Origin of the sequence: Micromonospora sp. CA-244673, assembly GCF_050948395.1 — a bacterium.
Lineage (GTDB): Bacteria > Actinomycetota > Actinomycetes > Mycobacteriales > Micromonosporaceae > Micromonospora.
Genome location: NZ_CP192019.1, coordinates 6485506 through 6504708, shown reverse-complemented (window position 1 = coordinate 6504708; position 19203 = coordinate 6485506). Strand labels below are relative to the sequence as shown.

Below are 19203 nucleotides of genomic sequence, written 5' to 3'. Positions count from 1 at the left end.
GAAAGTCGCACGACTACCCGTACACTGGTCCGCCGTGGGGCAAGTGACCCCTGCTCGGCACATCGTGTCCGCGTGGGGGTGAGTTGCCGCACAGGGGTGTAGCTCAATTGGCAGAGCAGCGGTCTCCAAAACCGCAGGCTGCAGGTTCAAGTCCTGTCACCCCTGCGCCTCAGGCCTGACCGTTCCCGTGGGTCGCGCCGCCGCACGGCGGCGCCCGGCCCGTGGTGGTGGCATCGGCGGGGTTGGTTCCGAGGCATTCGGGGCCCTCCCGGTCGGTCCGCCGGCCGCGGCCCGTCGCGGGACGGTTGGTCCGGCCGGCGTGACCACACGCCGCGCACGCCGCCCGGCGTGCGACCCGATATCCCGCACGGAGGGCGAAGTGGCCGAGAGCAAGCGGCGCGGCGAGGACGACGGCGACGAGCGTCTGAACGACGACGCTACTGTCGACGGCGTGGCCGACGACGACGCCACCGACGCGGACGAGCCGGTCTCCCGGGGCGGCACCGCCACCCGCAAGCGGGCCCGCGCCGATTCGACCGAGGGCCGGAAGACCCGGAAGGACTCCGAGCGGATCGGGCTGTTCGCCCGCATCGCGCGGTTCTTCCGCGAGGTCGTGGCCGAACTGCGTAAGGTCATCTGGCCGACCCGCAAGGAGCTGCTGACCTACACGGCCGTGGTGGTCACCTTCGTCGCGGTGATGTTGGCGATCGTGGCCGGCCTGGACTACGGCTTCGCGAAGGCGGTGCTGTGGGTCTTCGGCAACCCCAGCTGACCTGCGGACAGCGATAGTGACGGAAGTGAGCGAGCGTGCCTGAGTACGACGAGACCGCCGAGACCACGGACGAGCAGTCCACGGTCGCGACGGCGGCCAACGATGAGTCGGTCGAGGCCGCCAGCGAGCCGGAGTTCCCGACCACCGAGCCCGCCCCGGACGAGGACTTCGACCCGGTCGCCGAGCTGCGCCAGAAGCTGCGCTACGCCCCCGGCGACTGGTACGTGGTGCACTCCTACGCCGGCTACGAGAACAAGGTCAAGACCAACCTCGAGACCCGGATCACCTCCCTCGACATGGAGGACTTCATCTACCAGGTCGAGGTGCCGACCCGGGAAGAGGTCGAGGTCAAGAACGGCAAGCGGTCGCAGGTCCAGGCGAAGGTCTTCCCGGGCTACATCCTGGTCCGGATGGAGCTGACCGCCGAGTCCTACTCCTGCGTTCGGAACACCCCGGGGGTCACCGGCTTCGTCGGCGCGACCGACCGGGCCGACCGTCCGGCGCCGCTGAGCCTCGACGAGGTGCTCAAGTGGCTGGCCCCGGCGGTCGAGACCGAGCAGAAGAAGGCCAAGCCCGAGGTCAGGGTCCTCGACTTCGAGGTCGGCGACTCGGTCACCGTCACCGACGGCGCCTTCGCCTCGCTGCCTGCGACGATCAGCGAGATCAACGCCGACCAGCAGAAGCTCAAGGTCCTGGTGTCGATCTTCGGCCGGGAGACCCCGGTCGAGCTCAACTTCAACCAGGTCGCCAAGATCTGACGCACGTCCGCACCGGCGGTGGGCCTTCCGGCCGGCCGCCGGTGCGCCTTTTTCGCCGTCCGCCGGACCTCGGCGGGGAGGGTGGCGCAAGGCTGCGCTACCCTAGAACGTCGGCTGTCCGCACCGCGCTGACCGTGCGCGCCCGCGGGCCGGCGAAAATCCCAGTTCCAAGCCCCAGGAAGAGACATGCCTCCGAAGAAGAAGCTCGTCAAGACGTTCACGCTTCAGCTGCCGGCTGGCCAGGCCACCCCGGCGCCGCCGGTCGGCCCCGCGCTCGGCCAGCACGGCGTGAACATCATGGAGTTCTGCAAGTCCTACAACGCGCAGACCGAGTCGCAGCGGGGCGACATCGTCCCCGCCGAGATCAGCGTCTACGAGGACCGCACCTTCACCTTCGTGCTGAAGACCCCGCCCGCCGCCCGGCTGCTGATCAAGGCCGCCGGCGTGCAGAAGGGCTCGGGCGTCCCGCACACCCAGAAGGTCGGCTCGGTGACCCGTGCCCAGCTGCGCGAGATCGCCGAGAAGAAGATGGCGGACCTCAACGCCAACGACATCGACCAGGCTGAGAAGATCATCGCCGGCACCGCCCGGTCGATGGGCCTGACCGTCGCCGACTGACCTCGGTCAACCGCTCCACCCGGATCAGTTCGTGGGAGGGCCGCGCAGGACGCGGGCCCGCCATAGACCACAGGAGTTACGAGAAATGCAGCGCAGCAAGAGCTACCGCAAGGCCGCCGAGGTCATCGACCGGTCGAAGCTCTACTCTCCCGCCGAGGCCGTGAAGCTGGCCAAGGAGACCACCAACGTCAAGTTCGACGCCACGGTCGAGGTCGCCATGCGCCTCGGCGTCGACCCCCGCAAGGCGGACCAGATGGTCCGCGGCACGGTCAACCTGCCGCACGGCACCGGTAAGACCGCCCGCGTGATCGTCTTCGCCGCCGGCGCGAAGGCCGAAGAGGCCGCCGCCGCGGGTGCGGACGAGGTGGGCACCGACGAGCTGGTCGCCCGCATCCAGGGCGGTTGGCTGGACTTCGACGCGGCGATCGCCACCCCGGACCAGATGGCCAAGATCGGCCGGATCGCGCGGATCCTGGGCCCGCGCGGCCTCATGCCGAACCCGAAGACCGGCACGGTGACCATGGACGTCACCAAGGCCGTCTCGGACATCAAGGGCGGTAAGATCACCTTCCGGGTGGACAAGCACTCCAACCTCCACCTGATCATCGGCAAGGCCTCGTTCTCCGAGACCCAGCTGATCGACAACTACGCGGCGGTGCTGGACGAGGTGCTGCGCTCGAAGCCGTCCGCGGCCAAGGGCACGTACCTGAAGAAGGTCACCCTCACCACCACCATGGGCCCGGGTGTCCCGGTCGACCCGAAGCTGGTGAAGAACCTCAGCGAGGCCCCGACCGAGGCCTGAGCACTGCTGCCCTGACGGGGCCCCGCCACCACCGGTGGCGGGGCCCCGTCCGTCTGTCCGGTGTGGCAGGCTCGGCGCATGCGGCTGGAAGGCGTCTGGCTGCGGTACCACCGGCGGGGCCCGTGGGTGCTGCGGCAGACCGACGTGGCGATCGGCCCCGGCGAGGTGGCGGTGGTGCTCGGGCGCAACGGGGTGGGCAAGTCCACCCTGCTCCAGCTCGCCGCCGGCGTGCTCCGGCCGACCCGGGGCCGGGTGGTCGACCGACCCGCGGCCGTCGGCTGGGTGCCCGAGCGCTTCCCCGCCGACCAGCCCTTCACCGTGGGGGCCTACCTCGCCGCGATGGCCCGCGTGGCCGGCCTCCGGGGCGCGGAGGCCGACGGGGCGGTGCGGCGCTGGGTCGACCGGCTCGGTCTGGCGCGCTTCCACGGGGTGCGGCTGCCCCAGCTGTCCAAGGGCACCGCGCAGAAGGTCGGGCTGGCCCAGGCGCTGCTCCGCCCGCCCGGCCTGCTCGTCCTCGACGAGCCCTGGGAGGGGCTGGACGCCGCCGCCCGTGAGCTGGTGCCCGAGGTGATCGACGAGGTGCTGGCCGAGGGCGGCGCCGTGCTGGTCAGCGACCACCGCGGCGAGACGGTCCGGCTCCCCGGCGCCCGGCACTGGTCGGTCGCTGACGGCATGGTCACCGAGTCGGCGCCGTCCGGGGCCGCGGCCACCGTCGTGGTGGAGCTGTCGGTCCCGGCCGCCGGGGTCGCGGCCGCCGTCGCCCGGTTGCGCGCCGACGGCCACCACGTCCTCCGGATACGCGACCACGCCGCCCCGCCCTCCACCACGCGACCCGGTTCCGACTCCCCGTCCGCCGCCGCGGTCCCGCTGCCCGGAGAACCCGGTCTCGCTCCGGACGGTGCCGCGGCGCCCGGTGTGCCCGGCCGCCCTCCGGACCCGGCTCCGCTGCCCGGAGCGTCCGGTCTCGCTCCGGACGGAGCTGTGGTGCACGGTGTGCCCGACACCGGTCCGGACCCGGCCCCGCTGCCCGGAGCGTCCGGTCTCGCTCCCGACGACGCCCCGGTGCCCGGCGTGGCCGGTCCCGCTCCTGAGGTGGCCCGGTGACCGCCCTGGTCCGGCTGCGGCTGGCCGGCTTCCTGCGTACCGGGCGGGCGCTGGCCCCGGTGCTGGCCGGCCTGCTGGCCCTCGGGGTCCTCTACGGCGGCGGCCGGGCCCACCCGGCGGAGGCCTACGGCGTCTCGGCGGTGGTGCTCTTCCCGGTGCTGGCCTGGCAGACCAAGATCCTGCTCGACGTCGAGCCCGACGTGCAGCGCCGGCTGGCCCGGGTGGTGGTCGGCCCGGCCCGGGAGCGGGCCGCCGGCCTGCTCGCGGCGGCCGTGGCGGGCCTCGGCACGATCGCCGTCGCGCTGGTCTTCCCCTGGCTGGTCGGCGGGGTGACCGGTCCGACCGGGCCGGGGGACCGTCCGCTGGCCGAGGGGCTGGCGCTCGGCCTCTGGGCCCACCTGCTGGCCCTGCCGGCGGCGGTGGCGCTGGGCGCCCTGGCCAGCCGGGCGATCACCCGCAGCGCCGGCTACGGCGTCGCCGTGCTCACCCTCGGCGCGGTGGCCGCGCTGGTCCTCGGGCTCTCCCGCTCGGTGGCGCCCTGGCTGGTGCCGCCGGTGCTGCCCACCGCGCGGGCGCTGGCCGGCCCGCTGGCGGCGTCCACCGGCCTGTTCCTGACGGCCTGGGCGCTGGCCTGGGCGGCCGTGGCGCTCGCCGGCTATGCCTGGGGGCGCCGGAGCCGCGCGTGAGTGACCGGGCGCACTCCGGGGGCGATTTGGCGGTTCGGGACGGGTCGCGTAACCTAGGCGCGTAGTTCCACCCAAAGACCGCTGGTCACCGTGCCCTGGCACGGTCGAAGGTCCCGCGACAACGGGCGACCCGCGCAGGGCGGCAAGCGAAAATCGGTGCAGTGCGTGGTCCGCCGACCGCGTCCCTCGCGCCGGCCCTCGCCCCGTGCGCCCTGCGCCGGGGCTTTTCTCGTTGTCGTGATGCCTCCGCCGCCGTCGCGAGCCCTGCTCGTCGCCGGCGTACCAGCTCCGAGCAACGAGAGAGGAGGGACATGGCGGACAAGCCGATCCGGGCCGACAAGGCCACGGCCGTCGCCGAGCTGACCGAGAGCTTCCGCAACGCGGGAGCGACCGTGCTGACCGAGTACCGCGGGCTCACGGTTTCGCAGCTCACCCAGCTGCGGCGCTCGCTCGGCAAGGAGACCAGCTACACGGTCGCGAAGAACACGCTGGCCAAGCGTGCCGCGACCGAGGCGGGCATCTCCGGCCTCGACGAGCTGTTCACCGGTCCTACCGCGCTGACTTTCGTTTCGGGCGACGTCGTCGAGGCGGCGAAGGGGCTTCGCGAGTTCGCGAAGGCCAACCCGAAGCTCGTCATCAAGGGCGGTGTCTTCGAGGGCAAGGCCATTTCCGCGGCCGAGGTCACGAAGCTCGCCGACCTGGAGTCCCGCGAGGTGCTGCTGGCGAAGCTGGCCGGCGCCATGAAGGGCAACCTGAGCAAGGCCGCGGCCCTGTTCCAGGCTCCGCTCGCCAAGACCGCGCGTCTGGCGGCCGCTCTGCAGGACAAGCGCGAGAAGGAGGGCGCCGAGGCGGCCTGAGGCCACCCGGCGCACCCACGTTCTTAGTTTTCACTTTCAGAAAGGACGCCAGACATGGCGAAGCTCAGCACCGACGAGCTGCTCGACGCGTTCAAGGAGATGACGCTGATCGAGCTCTCCGAGTTCGTGAAGCAGTTCGAGGAGACCTTCGAGGTCACCGCGGCGGCTCCGGTCGCCGTCGCCGCCGCCGGCGGCACCGCGGGCCCGGCCGCCGAGGCCGAGCCGGAGAAGGACGAGTTCGACGTCATCCTCGACGCCGACGGTGGCAAGAAGATCCAGGTCATCAAGGTCGTGCGCGAGCTGACCGGCCTGGGCCTCAAGGAGGCCAAGGACCTGGTCGAGGCCGCTCCGAAGGCCGTCCTGGAGAAGGCCAACAAGGAGACCGCCGAGAAGGCCAAGGCCAAGCTCGAGGGCGAGGGCGCCAAGGTCACCCTCAAGTGACCTTGCGCTTGACCTGACGCGCGTCCGGCTCACGTGAGCCGGGGCACACGGCGTTCGCAGCGGGCGGTGATCCGGGAACGGATCGCCGCCCGCTGTGGTTGGTGCCAACGGTGGCAGCGGCCTGAGCAGGGCGTCCAGGCTGCTCGTACCGGCTTCACAGCAACGCCTGTCGGTAGCCCGTCGGTGGGAAAGACACCCCGAGCGGTAACCGGCCCTTGACGCGACACCCGGCTGACAGGCACGCTGACACCAGCAAGACCTTCCGCGCTTGCAACGGCCACCTCTCGGGTAAGGCAACGGCAGCACCACCGCCGCTGCACCCGAGCGGACCGGCAGGGACATCGCGTTCCGAGCAGCCCGGTTGACCCGGTTTTCCGAGGTCCCGAGGCAAGTTCCGCGATGACCTGCGGGGTGGGCTGGACAGCGGTTAGCCTCTCGGCTACACTGCTAGTTTGCGCTGCCTTCCGACTTGACCCCTGCTCGGAAATGTCCGTTTACGGATAATTCTGGTGGGGTCATTGGAGTGCACGCGTACCAGCCGTTCTGCAGCACCGGTCCTCGGAAGGACGCATCTTGGCAGCTTCCCGCCCTGCGAAGACCAGTCGTACGTCGAGCGCTTTCGCGCCCCGCCGAGTTTCTTTCGGTCGGATTACCGAACACCTCGAGGTCCCCAACCTCCTCGCCATCCAGAACGAGTCCTTCGACTGGCTCGTCGGCAACGAGGCTTGGCAGGGCCGGTCGTCGGACGACCCGCACGCACGCTCGGGTCTCGCGGAGATCCTCGAGGAGATCAGTCCCATTGAGGACTTCTCCGGCACCATGTCGCTCTCCTTCTCGGCTCCGCGCTTCGACGAGGTCAAGGCCTCGATCGAGGAGTGCAAGGAGAAGGACCTGACCTACTGCGCCCCGCTGTTCGTGACCGCGGAGTTCACCAACAACACCACCGGCGAGATCAAGAGCCAGACGGTGTTCATGGGTGACTTCCCGATGATGACGCCGAAGGGCACCTTCATCATCAACGGCACCGAGCGCGTCGTGGTCAGCCAGCTCGTCCGCTCGCCGGGCGTCTACTTCGACAAGCAGCCGGACAAGACCTCCGACCGCGACCTCTCCAGCGTCAAGGTGATCCCGAGCCGGGGTGCCTGGCTGGAGTTCGACATCGACAAGCGCGACACGGTCGGCGTTCGCATCGACCGCAAGCGCCGGCAGGCCGTCACCGTCCTGCTCAAGGCCATCGGGTGGTCCGCGGAGCAGATCCGCGAGAAGTTCGGCTGGTCCGAGCTGATGATGACCACGCTCGAGAAGGACCACATCGCCGGGCAGGACGAGGCGCTTCTCGACATCTACCGGAAGCTCCGCCCTGGCGAGCCGCCGACCCGTGAGAACGCCCAGACCCTGCTCGACAACCTCTTCTTCAACCCGAAGCGGTACGACGTCGCCAAGGTCGGTCGTTACAAGTTCAACAAGAAGCTCGAGCTGGACGTGCCGATCACCACCGGCACGCTGACCGAGGACGACATCGTCGCCACCGTGGAATACCTCTGCCGGCTGCACGCCGGTGAGGACGGCTACGAGGCCGACGACATCGACCACTTCGGCAACCGGCGCCTGCGCACCGTGGGCGAGCTGATCCAGAACCAGGTCCGGGTGGGTCTCTCCCGGATGGAGCGGGTCGTCCGCGAGCGGATGACCACGCAGGACGTCGAGGCGATCACGCCGCAGACCCTGATCAACATCCGCCCGGTGGTGGCGGCGATCAAGGAGTTCTTCGGCACGTCTCAGCTGTCCCAGTTCATGGACCAGACCAACCCGCTGGCGGGCCTGACCCACCGGCGCCGGCTGAGCGCGCTCGGCCCGGGTGGTCTGTCCCGGGAGCGGGCCGGCTTCGAGGTCCGTGACGTGCACCCGTCCCACTACGGCCGGATGTGCCCGATCGAGACGCCGGAAGGCCCGAACATCGGCCTGATCGGCGCGCTGTCCACCTTCGCCCGGGTCAACCCGTTCGGCTTCATCGAGACGCCGTACCGGAAGGTCATCGACGGTCGGGTCACCGACCAGATCGACTACCTGACCGCGGACGAGGAGGACCGGTTCGTCAAGGCGCAGGCCAACGCCCCGCTGAAGTCGGACGGTTCGTTCGCCGAGGACCGCGTCCTGGTCCGCCGTAAGGGCGGCGAGACCGAGGACGTGGCGCCGGGTGCCGTCGACTACATGGACGTGTCGCCGCGGCAGATGACCTCGGTCGCGACCGCGATGATCCCGTTCCTCGAGCACGACGACGCCAACCGCGCGCTCATGGGCGCGAACATGCAGCGCCAGGCGGTGCCGCTGGTCAAGGCCGAGGCGCCGCTGGTCGGCACGGGCATGGAGTACCGCGCGGCCGTGGACGCCGGTGACGTCGTCGTCGCCGAGGTCGGCGGTGTGGTCGAGGACCTCTGCGCGGACTACATCACGGTCCACCAGGACGACGGCCACCGCCGGACCTACCTGCTGCACAAGTTCCGCCGCTCCAACGCCGGCTCCTGCGTCAACCAGAAGCCGGTCGTCTTCGAGGGCGACCGCGTCGAGGCCGGCCAGGTCATCGCCGACGGTCCGTGCACCGACGAGGGCGAGATGGCACTCGGGCGCAACCTGCTGGTGGCGTTCATGTGCTGGGAGGGCCACAACTACGAGGACGCGATCATCCTGTCGCAGCGCCTCGTGCAGCAGGACGTGCTCACCTCGATCCACATCGAGGAGCACGAGGTCGACGCCCGGGACACCAAGCTCGGCCCGGAGGAGATCACCCGCGACATCCCGAATGTCAGCGAGGAGATGCTCGCCGACCTCGACGAGCGCGGCATCATCCGGATCGGCGCCGAGGTCGTCCCCGGCGACATCCTGGTCGGCAAGGTCACGCCGAAGGGCGAGACCGAGCTGACCCCCGAGGAGCGGCTGCTCCGCGCGATCTTCGGTGAGAAGGCGCGCGAGGTCCGGGACACCTCGCTGAAGGTGCCGCACGGCGAGACCGGCACGGTCATCGGTGTGCGTACCTTCTCGCGCGAGGACGGCGACGAGCTGCCCCCGGGCGTGAACGAGCTGGTCCGGGTCTACGTGGCCCAGAAGCGCAAGATCCAGGACGGTGACAAGCTCGCGGGCCGCCACGGCAACAAGGGCGTCATCTCCAAGATCCTGCCGATCGAGGACATGCCGTTCCTGGAGGACGGCACCCCGGTCGACATCGTGCTGAACCCGCTCGGTGTGCCGTCCCGGATGAACATCGGCCAGGTCCTGGAGACCCACCTCGGGTGGGTGGCCAAGACCGGCTGGAGCGTGGACGGCGACGACGAAGAGTGGAAGCGCCAGCTCCGCTCGATCGAGGCGCACGAGTCCGAGCCCGACACCAACGTGGCCACTCCGGTCTTCGACGGTGCCCGCGAGGAGGAGATCTCCGGTCTGCTGTCGTCGACCCTGCCCAACCGGGACGGCAAGCAGCTGATCGGCGCCACCGGCAAGGCGCAGCTGTTCGACGGTCGCTCCGGCGAGCCGCTGCCGGACCCGATCGCGGTCGGCTACGTCTACATCCTCAAGCTCAACCACCTGGTCGACGACAAGATCCACGCCCGGTCGACCGGCCCGTACTCGATGATCACGCAGCAGCCGCTGGGTGGTAAGGCGCAGTTCGGTGGCCAGCGCTTCGGTGAGATGGAGTGCTGGGCCATGCAGGCGTACGGCGCCGCCTACGCCCTGCAGGAGCTGCTGACCATCAAGTCCGACGACGTCCTCGGCCGGGTGAAGGTCTACGAGGCGATCGTCAAGGGCGAGAACATCCCCGAGCCGGGCATCCCGGAGTCGTTCAAGGTGCTGCTCAAGGAGCTGCAGTCGCTGTGCCTCAACGTCGAGGTGCTCTCCAGCGACGGCGTTGCCCTGGAGATGCGTGAGACCGACGACGAGGTGTTCCGGGCCGCGGAGGAGCTGGGCATCGACCTGTCCCGGCGCGAGCCGAGCTCGGTCGAAGAGGTCTGAGGTGAGCGGTCGGGAGCCGGTTCGCCGGCTCCCGATCTCACCCGTTAGCTAAGCAGTACAGACGACGACATAGGGGACATAGTGCTCGACGTCAACTTCTTCGACGAGCTGCGCATCGGTCTCGCCACCGCCGACGACATCCGTCAGTGGTCCCACGGCGAGGTCAAGAAGCCCGAGACCATCAACTACCGCACCCTGAAGCCGGAAAAGGACGGGCTCTTCTGCGAGAAGATCTTCGGTCCGCAGCGGGACTGGGAGTGCTACTGCGGTAAGTACAAGCGGGTTCGCTTCAAGGGCATCATCTGCGAGCGCTGCGGCGTCGAGGTGACCCGCTCCAAGGTCCGCCGGGAGCGGATGGGTCACATCGAGCTGGCCGCTCCGGTGACCCACATCTGGTACTTCAAGGGCGTGCCGAGCCGGCTGGGCTACCTGCTGGACCTCGCCCCGAAGGACCTCGAAAAGATCATCTACTTCGCCTCGTACGTCGTGACGAGCGTGGACGCCGAAGCGCGTCACCGCGACCTCTCGACCATCGAGAACGAGATCCTGGCCGAGAAGCGGCAGGCCGAGAACAGCCGCGACTCGGAGATCGAGAAGCGGGCCGCCAAGCTCGAGGCCGACCTGGCCGAGCTGGAGGCCGAGGGCGCGAAGGCGGACGTCCGGCGCAAGGTCAAGGAGGGCGGAGAGCGCGAGATGCGCCAGATCCGCGACCGGGCCCAGCGCGAGATCGACCGCCTCGACGAGGTCCTCGACACCTTCCGCAAGCTCGAGCCGAAGCAGCTGGTCACCGACGAGCTGCTCTACCGCGAGCTGCGCGACCGCTTCGGTGAGTACTTCACCGGCAGCATGGGCGCCGAGGCCATCAAGGCACTGGTCCAGAACATGGACCTGGAGGCCGAGGCCGAGAACCTGCGCGAGACCATCCGCTCCGGCAAGGGCCAGCGGAAGATCCGGGCGCTCAAGCGGCTCAAGGTCGTGGCGGCGTTCCAGAACACCCGCAACTCGCCGCTCGGCATGGTGCTGGACTGCGTCCCGGTCATCCCGCCGGACCTGCGTCCGATGGTGCAGCTGGACGGTGGCCGCTTCGCGACCTCCGACCTGAACGACCTGTACCGCCGGGTGATCAACCGGAACAACCGCCTCAAGCGGCTGATCGACCTCGGCGCGCCCGAGATCATCGTCAACAACGAGAAGCGGATGCTCCAGGAGGCCGTCGACGCGCTGTTCGACAACGGCCGTCGCGGCCGGCCGGTCACCGGTCCGGGCAACCGCCCCCTGAAGTCGCTCTCCGACATGCTCAAGGGCAAGCAGGGCCGGTTCCGCCAGAACCTGCTCGGCAAGCGCGTCGACTACTCCGGCCGTTCGGTCATCGTGGTCGGCCCGAAGCTCAAGCTGCACCAGTGCGGCCTGCCCAAGCAGATGGCGCTGGAGCTGTTCAAGCCGTTCGTGATGAAGCGGCTCGTGGACCTCAACCACGCGCAGAACATCAAGTCCGCCAAGCGGATGGTCGAGCGGCAGCGGCCGGTCGTGTGGGACGTGCTGGAAGAGGTCATCGGCGAGCACCCGGTCCTGCTGAACCGGGCGCCGACCCTGCACCGCCTGGGCATCCAGGCATTCGAGCCGCAGCTGGTCGAGGGCAAGGCCATCCAGATCCACCCGCTGGTCTGCACCGCGTTCAACGCCGACTTCGACGGTGACCAGATGGCGGTCCACGTGCCGCTGTCCGCCGAGGCCCAGGCCGAGGCGCGGATCCTGATGCTGTCGTCGAACAACATCCTCAAGCCGGCCGACGGCAAGCCGGTCACCATGCCCACCCAGGACATGGTCATCGGTCTCTACCACCTCACCCACCTCACCCCCGGTGGGCAGGGCGAGGGCCGGGCGTTCAGCTCGGACGCCGAGGCGCGGATGGCGTACGACAACCGTGAGCTGCACCTGCAGACCCCGGTCAAGATCCGTCTGCGCGGCATCGTCGGGGTCGACAACGGCGCCGGCGCCGAGCCGTGGGTCGCGCCCGAGGGCTGGGTCGAGGGCGAGCCGGTGACGGTGGAGACCACGCTGGGCCGGGTCCTGTTCAACGAGACGCTGCCGCAGGGCTACCGCTTCGTGAACTACGAGATCCGCAAGGGCCAGCTCTCCGCGATCGTCAACGACCTCGCCGAGCGCTTCCCGAAGGTGGCCCTGGCGGCCACCCTCGACGGGCTCAAGGAGGCCGGTTTCCACTGGGCCACCTGGTCCGGCGTGACGATCGGCATGGAGGACGTCATCGCGCCGCCGCGCAAGGCGGAGATCCTGGCCCGGTACGAGAAGGAAGCCGACCAGATCGACAAGCAGTACCAGCGTGGTCTGATGACCCCGGAGGAGCGCCGCGGCGAGCTCATCCAGATCTGGACGCGGGCGACCAACGAGGTCGCCAAGGAGATGGACACCGCGCTGCCGCAGGAGAACCCGCTGTGGAAGATGATCAACTCGGGTGCCCGCGGTAACCTGCTCCAGCTCCGGCAGATCGCGGCGATCCGTGGTCTGGTGGCCAACCCCAAGGGTGAGATCATCCCGCGGCCGATCAAGGCCTCCTACCGGGAGGGTCTGTCCGTGCTGGAGTACTTCATCTCCACGCACGGCGCCCGCAAGGGTCTCGCGGACACCGCCCTGCGTACCGCCGACTCGGGTTACCTGACCCGTCGTCTCGTGGACGTGTCGCAGGACGTCATCATCCGCGAGGAGGACTGCGGCACCGACCGCGCCATCCCGATGCAGGTCGGCGAGCGGCTCGACGGCAAGCTGGTCGTGCACGAGCACGCCGAGACCAGCGTGCACGCGCGGACCCTGGCCGACGACATCAAGGGGCCGGACGGCACCGTGGTGGCCCACCGTGGGCAGGACATCAACTCCATCCTGGTCGACGCGATCGTCGCGGCCGGGGTGGAGACGGTGCGGGTGCGCAGCGTGCTCACCTGCGAGTCGAAGCTGGGCGTCTGCGGTGCGTGCTACGGCCGCTCGCTGCCGACCGGCAAGACCGTGGACGTCGGCGAGGCGGTCGGCATCATCGCCGCCCAGTCGATCGGTGAGCCGGGTACGCAGCTGACGATGCGTACCTTCCACACCGGTGGTGTCGCGGGTGAGGACATCACCCAGGGTCTGCCCCGTGTCCAGGAGATCTTCGAGGCCCGGGTCCCGAAGGGTAAGGCGCCCATCGCCGACACCCCGGGTCGGATCCGGATCGAGGACGGCGAGCGGTCCCGCAAGATCGTCGTCATCCCGGACGACGGCAGCGACGAGATCGTCTACGACAAGATCTCGAAGCGGGTCCGGCTCCGGGCGCACGACGGCGACCACGTCGAGGTCGGCGAGAAGCTCACCGAGGGCACCATCGACCCGCACGAGCTGCTGCGCATCCTCGGCCCGCGCGCGGTCCAGGTCCACCTGACCCAGGAGGTCCAGGAGGTCTACCGCTCGCAGGGTGTGCTCATCCACGACAAGCACATCGAGATCATCATCCGCCAGATGCTCAAGCGGGTGACGGTCATCGACTCCGGCTCGACCGAGTTCCTGCCGGGCGTGCTGGTCGACCGCGCGCTGTTCGAGTCGGAGAACCGCCGGCTCGTCGGCGAGGGTGGCGAGCCCGCCGCCGGTCGTCCGGTCCTGATGGGTATCACCAAGGCCTCGCTGGCCACGGACTCCTGGCTCTCGGCGGCCTCCTTCCAGGAGACCACCCGGGTGCTGACCGACGCGGCGATCAACTCGCGCAGCGACTCGCTGGTCGGCCTCAAGGAGAACGTGATCATCGGTAAGCTCATCCCGGCCGGTACGGGCATCAGCAAGTACCGCAACGTCCGGGTCGAGCCGACCGAGGAGGCGAAGGCCAAGGTCTACTCGATGACCGGCTACCCGGAGACCGACTACGGCTTCGGGCCGGCCAGCGGCCAGGCCGTGCCGCTGGACGACTTCGACTTCGGGTCGTACCGCTAAGCAGTAGTGACGATGAGGCCCCCGGCATCCGCCGGGGGCCTCATCGCGTCCACGGGCGGGTCGAGCGGCCGTGGAACCCTCGGGCGGCGCGGCGGGGCATGATGGTGGGCATGACGACCGTGCCCGGGCAGGTGCCCGTCATCCAGCAGGGGCACCGCCATCCGCTCGACCCCGAGCCGGTCCGCTCGACCAAGGCCCGCGCGGTCTTCGCCCTCGGGCTGATCGGGGCGCTCACCGGCTTCTTCGTCGGCGGGGTGGTGCCCGCGACCATCGCGCTCATCCTCGCCCGGCAGGCCCGCCGCGAGGCCTACGTCTCGGGTGGTTTCCTGACCGGCGCCGGCTGGCTGCGCCGGGGGGAGCAGCTGGCCTGGACGGGCCTGCTGCTCGCGGCCGTCGCGATCGTGGCAGCCGTGGTGATCGGCCTGGTCCGGCTGGCGGGAACCCCGTTCGGGCACGACTTCGCCCCGAACGTCGACTGACCGGGCGGGGGAGCGGCCTCGCGCCCGACCCCGCCGGCGGGACGCGCGACGGTAGCCTGGCCGGTGTCCGCCGCGCGGCGGGCGAGCCACGTCGACAGGAGGACCCCGTGACGGAACCGGCCTCGCCGCCGGGAGGCGACCCGGCCCGCCCCGGCGCCGGGCCGGACGCCGGCGGGCCGCCGCAGCCGGCCGCGCCCGGGGCCTGGCCGCCCGCCGGGCCGTATCCGCCCGCGCCGCCCGGCTCCCCGTCACCCCACGCCGGGCATCCCGCTCCTCCCGCCGCCGGACCGTCGGTTCCGCCCGGCTCGCCGTCGCACCACGCGGGGTACGCCGCCGGCCCGTCCGGCTCGCCGTCGTATCACGCCGGGTACCCGGCTCCTGGCGCCCCGGGACCGTCGAACCCGGCCGGCTGGCCGGCGTCCGGGGCGTACCCGGGGAACCAGCCGGCGACCGGCGGTGGGTGGGCGGCGCCGGGAAGCGCGCCGGCCGGCGGTGGCTGGGGTCCGGTGCCCCCGGCGTCGGTGCCACCGCCCCCGCGCGAGGCGCCGCGCCCGCCGAAGCGCGTCGACGCGGTCGCGGGCACCCCGTTCGGGGTGGTCCACCTGGACGTGCCGCCGGTCACGTCGGGGCTCGCCATCGGCTCCCTGGTGATCGGGATCGCCTCGATCCTGGTGTCGCTGCTGGTCCTCTGCTTCGGCGTCGCCGGGCCCAACTACGGCGGCGCCTGGGCCGCCGGGGCGTTCACCGTGCTGGGCGTGATCGCCGGCACGGCGGCCGTCGTGGCGGGGCTGCTGGCCCGGCGGCAGATCCGGCGGCCGGCGCCGCCGCCGGCCGTCCGGTTCACGGGGCGCGGCCTGGCTGTCGCCGGGCTCAGCTGCGGGGGAGTGGGCCTGCTGGTGAGCCTGGCCGGCCTGGTGCTGGCCCTGGTGGTGCAGATCACGTGACCCGGTGCGCCCGGTGGCCCCGCGCATTGACCAGTTACGACCGGTTTGCCGGGAACTCCGGTGCGCGGGTGGAACCGGGGCCGCCGGGCCGACTGCTGCGGAAGCCGGTACACTTGTCACCGTAGGTGCCCATGACGGGCGCGCGGGCACGATGCGATCGGCCGGCGGACCGCGACGCGGTTCTCCCGGACCGCTCCGTTTTGACCTGCGCGGCTGTGGTAGGTACTCTTTCCCCTTGTGCCCGGGCCAGCCCGGGCAATGCGTGCGTGCGCCGGAACCGGTTGACCCGGTGATCGCGCGGCCGCACGACTAGAGCCGCAAGACCTGGCGTCGGGAGTTTCCTGCGCCGGTGACAAAAACCCCGGTGGGACACGCGAGTGACCGGGCCGGGACCGTGACTCGGGCGACACGCCCGACCGCGGGTGCTGGGACCCCCGTCAGGTGGCCCTGGTTGGAATGTAGGAGAGCCGTCCATCAGGCCGGCTGGAGCAGACAGCGCGGTCGCCTCGCAGCGGCCGAAGGGAGCGGAGAAACCCGGTGCCCACCATTCAGCAGTTGGTCCGAAAGGGCCGTCAGGCCAAGACGACCAAGACCAAGACCCCGGCGCTCAAGGGGTCTCCCCAGCGGCGCGGCGTGTGCACCCGCGTGTACACCACCACCCCCAAGAAGCCGAACTCGGCGCTGCGCAAGGTCGCTCGTGTCAAGCTCAGCAGCCAGATCGAGGTGACCGCCTACATCCCGGGCGTCGGCCACAACCTGCAGGAGCACTCGATCGTGCTCGTCCGCGGCGGCCGTGTGAAGGACCTCCCCGGCGTGCGGTACAAGATCGTTCGCGGCTCGCTGGACACCCAGGGTGTCCGCAACCGCAAGCAGGCTCGCAGCCGTTACGGCGCGAAGAAGGAGAAGAGCTGACATGCCGCGTAAGGGACCCGCTCCGCGGAAGCCGCTGGTCGCTGACCCGGTGTACAACTCGCCCCTGGTCACCCAGCTGGTGAACAAGATCCTCATGCGCGGCAAGCGTCAGCTCGCCGAGCGCATCGTGTACGCCGCCCTGGAGGGGTGCCGCGAGAAGAGCGGCACCGACCCGGTCGTCACGCTCAAGCGCGCCATGGACAACGTGAAGCCCACCCTCGAGGTGCGCAGCCGCCGGGTCGGTGGCGCCACCTACCAGGTGCCGGTCGAGGTTCGTCCGGCCCGCGCGACCACCCTCGGCCTGCGCTGGCTGGTGACGTACTCCAAGGCCCGTCGCGAGAAGACCATGGTCGAGCGGCTGATGAACGAGCTGCTGGACGCGAGCAACGGCCTCGGTGCCGCCGTCAAGCGGCGCGAGGACACGCACAAGATGGCCGAGTCCAACAAGGCCTTCGCGCACTACCGCTGGTAACACCCTGGTTCCGGCGCCCACGAGGCGCCGGAACCGCCACCAGTTGTGTCTAGACGACGATAAGTAGGGATTGAAGTGGCCGCCGCAGACGCGCTCGCCAACGTACGCAACATCGGCATCATGGCGCACATCGATGCCGGTAAGACCACGACCACCGAGCGGATCCTGTTCTACACCGGTATCACGTACAAGATCGGTGAGGTCCACGAGGGCGCTGCCGTCATGGACTGGATGGAGCAGGAGCAGGAGCGTGGCATCACCATCACCTCCGCTGCTACCAAGTGTGAGTGGAAGGGCCACACGATCCAGATCATCGACACGCCCGGTCACGTCGACTTCACGGTCGAGGTCGAGCGGTCGCTGCGGGTGCTGGACGGTGCGGTCGCGGTCTACGACGGTGTCGCCGGCGTCGAGCCGCAGACGGAGAACGTCTGGCGGCAGGCCGACAAGTACCACGTCCCGCGGATGTGCTTCGTCAACAAGCTCGACCGGACCGGTGCCGACTTCTTCCGCTGCGTGCAGATGATGATCGACCGGCTCAACGCCACCCCGCTGGTGCTCCAGATCCCGATCGGGCTCGAGGGCGACCACATCGGTGTCGTCGACCTGGTCAACATGCGCGCGCTCACCTGGCGCGGGGAGACCCAGAAGGGTGAGGACTACGCGATCGAGGAGATCCCGGCCGACCTGGCCGACTCCGCGGCCGAGTGGCGCGAGAAGCTGATGGAGACCCTGGCCGACGTCGACGACTCGGTGATGGAGAAGTACCTGGAGGGCGACGAGATCTCCGTCGAGGAGATCAAGGCCGCCATCCGGCGCGCCACCATCGCCAGCAAGGCCAACCCGGTGCTGTGCGGCTCGGCGTTCAAGAACAAGGGCGTGCAGCCCATGCTCGACGCCGTGGTCGACTACCTGCCGTCGCCGCTGGACGTCCCGGCCATCGAGGGCACCGCCACCGACGGCGAGACGCCGATGCAGCGGAAGCCGTCGAAGGCCGAGCCGTTCTCGGGCCTGGCCTTCAAGATCCAGACCGACAAGCACCTCGGCAAGCTCACCTACGTCCGGGTCTACTCCGGTGTGGTCGAGACCGGTACCCAGGTGGTCAACTCCACCAAGGACCGCAAGGAGCGGATCGGCAAGATCTACCAGATGCACGCCAACAAGCGGGAAGAGCGCGGCTCGGCCCAGGCTGGCGACATCATCGCGGTGCAGGGTCTCAAGCAGACCACCACCGGCGACACGCTCTGCGACCCGGCCAACCCGGTCATCCTGGAGTCGATGACCTTCCCGGAGCCGGTCATCGAGGTCGCGATCGAGCCGAAGACCAAGGCCGACCAGGAGAAGCTCAGCACCGCCATCCAGCGGCTGGCCGAGGAGGACCCGACCTTCCGCGTCAAGCTGGACGAGGAGACCGGTCAGACGGTCATCTCCGGCATGGGCGAGCTGCACCTGGACATCCTGGTCGACCGGATGCGCCGCGAGTTCAACGTCGAGGCGAACATCGGTAAGCCGCAGGTGGCGTACCGCGAGACGATCCGCCGCAAGGTGGAGAAGATCGAGTACACCCACAAGAAGCAGACCGGTGGCTCCGGCCAGTACGCCCGGGTGATCGTGAGCATCGAGCCGCTGCCGCTGGACAACGACTCGCCGACCTACGAGTTCGCGAACGCCGTCACCGGCGGCCGCATCCCCCGGGAGTTCATCCCGTCGGTGGACGCGGGCGCCCAGGACGCCATGCAGTACGGCATTCTCGCCGGCTTCCCGCTGGTGGGTGTCAAGCTGACGCTGCTGGACGGCCAGTACCACGAGGTCGACTCGTCGGAAATGGCATTCAAGATCGCCGGCTCGATGGTGATGAAGGAGGCGGCCCGCAAGGCCGACCCCGCACTGCTCGAGCCGATGATGGCCGTTGAGGTCACCACCCCTGAGGAGAACATGGGTGACGTCATCGGCGACCTCAACTCCCGGCGGGGCATCATCCAGGCGATGGAGGAGCGCAGCGGCGCTCGCATCGTCCGGGCCCTGGTGCCGCTGTCGGAGATGTTCGGCTACGTCGGCGACCTGCGGTCGAAGACCCAGGGCCGGGCTAGCTACAGCATGCAGTTCGACTCCTACGCGGAGGTTCCGCAGAGCGTCGCGAAGGAGATCATCGCCAAGGCTACGGGTGAGTGACGCTCACCTGAGCTGATCCGTTGATCCGGGGCGGTCGCGGGAGGGTTCTCCCGCCCCGCGGCCACCTCGGTCGGATTGTGTGATTCCGGGCCTGTAGGCTTCATCGCCGCAGAACCCACCAAGGCTCTCCGGCCGTCAGGTCGGAAAGGCTGTCGACAGAGTCCTAAGCGCCGACCGGCGCACCGGGGCGAACGAACCAAGAAAGTCCACAG

At 69.8% G+C, this 19203-nt stretch carries 15 protein-coding genes and 1 tRNA gene; all 16 read left to right on the top strand.

The features are described from left to right. The first annotated feature begins 92 nt into the window (after positions 1-92). The 16 genes from ACQP12_RS29870 (at position 93) to fusA (ending at position 18991) form a co-directional block, all read left to right on the top strand. Positions 93-165 (top strand) — tRNA-Trp (locus ACQP12_RS29870). A 214-nt stretch (positions 166-379) separates the two neighbouring features. Further along, complete coding sequence (secE, locus tag ACQP12_RS29865) at positions 380-772, top strand: preprotein translocase subunit SecE (protein WP_357938809.1); 393 nt, start codon at positions 380-382, stop codon at positions 770-772. Between the two features lie 35 nt (positions 773-807). After that, positions 808-1530 carry a transcription termination/antitermination protein NusG gene (gene nusG / locus ACQP12_RS29860; protein WP_357938807.1) on the top strand — a complete coding sequence of 241 codons (723 nt, stop codon included), beginning with the start codon at positions 808-810 and terminating at the stop codon, positions 1528-1530. 186 nt (positions 1531-1716) lie between these two features. Further along, positions 1717-2148, top strand: a complete 432-nt coding sequence (gene rplK / locus ACQP12_RS29855; protein ID WP_091570017.1) for a 50S ribosomal protein L11 — start codon at positions 1717-1719, stop codon at positions 2146-2148. Between the two features lie 85 nt (positions 2149-2233). After that, positions 2234-2950, top strand: coding sequence for a 50S ribosomal protein L1 (gene rplA / locus ACQP12_RS29850; protein WP_433283444.1), 717 nt, complete (start codon positions 2234-2236; stop codon positions 2948-2950). Between the two features lie 78 nt (positions 2951-3028). Continuing rightward, positions 3029-4054, top strand: coding sequence for an ATP-binding cassette domain-containing protein (locus ACQP12_RS29845; protein WP_433283443.1), 1026 nt, complete (start codon positions 3029-3031; stop codon positions 4052-4054). Next, positions 4051-4740 (top strand): hypothetical protein, encoded by a 690-nt coding sequence (locus ACQP12_RS29840; RefSeq protein WP_433283442.1) that lies wholly within the window; start codon positions 4051-4053, stop codon positions 4738-4740. Before ACQP12_RS29845 ends, ACQP12_RS29840 begins: the two co-directional genes overlap by 4 nt. Positions 4741-5051: 311 nt before the next feature. Then, positions 5052-5597 (top strand): 50S ribosomal protein L10, encoded by a 546-nt coding sequence (gene rplJ, locus ACQP12_RS29835; protein WP_091198320.1) that lies wholly within the window; start codon positions 5052-5054, stop codon positions 5595-5597. Between the two features lie 54 nt (positions 5598-5651). After that, on the top strand, positions 5652-6038 hold the full coding sequence (rplL, locus tag ACQP12_RS29830; RefSeq protein WP_357938798.1) for a 50S ribosomal protein L7/L12: 387 nt from the start codon (positions 5652-5654) through the stop codon (positions 6036-6038). Between the two features lie 573 nt (positions 6039-6611). Continuing rightward, positions 6612-10043: a DNA-directed RNA polymerase subunit beta gene (locus tag ACQP12_RS29825; RefSeq protein ID WP_357938796.1), complete on the top strand. Its 3432-nt coding sequence runs from the start codon at positions 6612-6614 to the stop codon at positions 10041-10043. A gap of 81 nt (positions 10044-10124) precedes the next feature. Continuing rightward, positions 10125-14012, top strand: coding sequence for a DNA-directed RNA polymerase subunit beta' (locus tag ACQP12_RS29820; protein ID WP_357938794.1), 3888 nt, complete (start codon positions 10125-10127; stop codon positions 14010-14012). A 110-nt stretch (positions 14013-14122) separates the two neighbouring features. Next, positions 14123-14491 carry a hypothetical protein gene (locus ACQP12_RS29815; protein ID WP_357938792.1) on the top strand — a complete coding sequence of 123 codons (369 nt, stop codon included), beginning with the start codon at positions 14123-14125 and terminating at the stop codon, positions 14489-14491. 521 nt (positions 14492-15012) lie between these two features. Beyond that, on the top strand, positions 15013-15435 hold the full coding sequence (locus ACQP12_RS29810) for a hypothetical protein (RefSeq protein WP_357939101.1): 423 nt from the start codon (positions 15013-15015) through the stop codon (positions 15433-15435). 537 nt (positions 15436-15972) lie between these two features. Next, on the top strand, positions 15973-16347 hold the full coding sequence (rpsL, locus tag ACQP12_RS29805; protein WP_007465318.1) for a 30S ribosomal protein S12: 375 nt from the start codon (positions 15973-15975) through the stop codon (positions 16345-16347). A 1-nt stretch (position 16348) separates the two neighbouring features. Then, a complete protein-coding gene (gene rpsG / locus ACQP12_RS29800) occupies positions 16349-16819 on the top strand; it encodes a 30S ribosomal protein S7 (protein ID WP_088647009.1) in 471 nt (156 codons plus the stop codon). A 75-nt stretch (positions 16820-16894) separates the two neighbouring features. Next, positions 16895-18991: an elongation factor G gene (gene fusA, locus ACQP12_RS29795; RefSeq protein WP_357938790.1), complete on the top strand. Its 2097-nt coding sequence runs from the start codon at positions 16895-16897 to the stop codon at positions 18989-18991. The last annotated feature ends 212 nt before the right edge of the window (positions 18992-19203 follow it).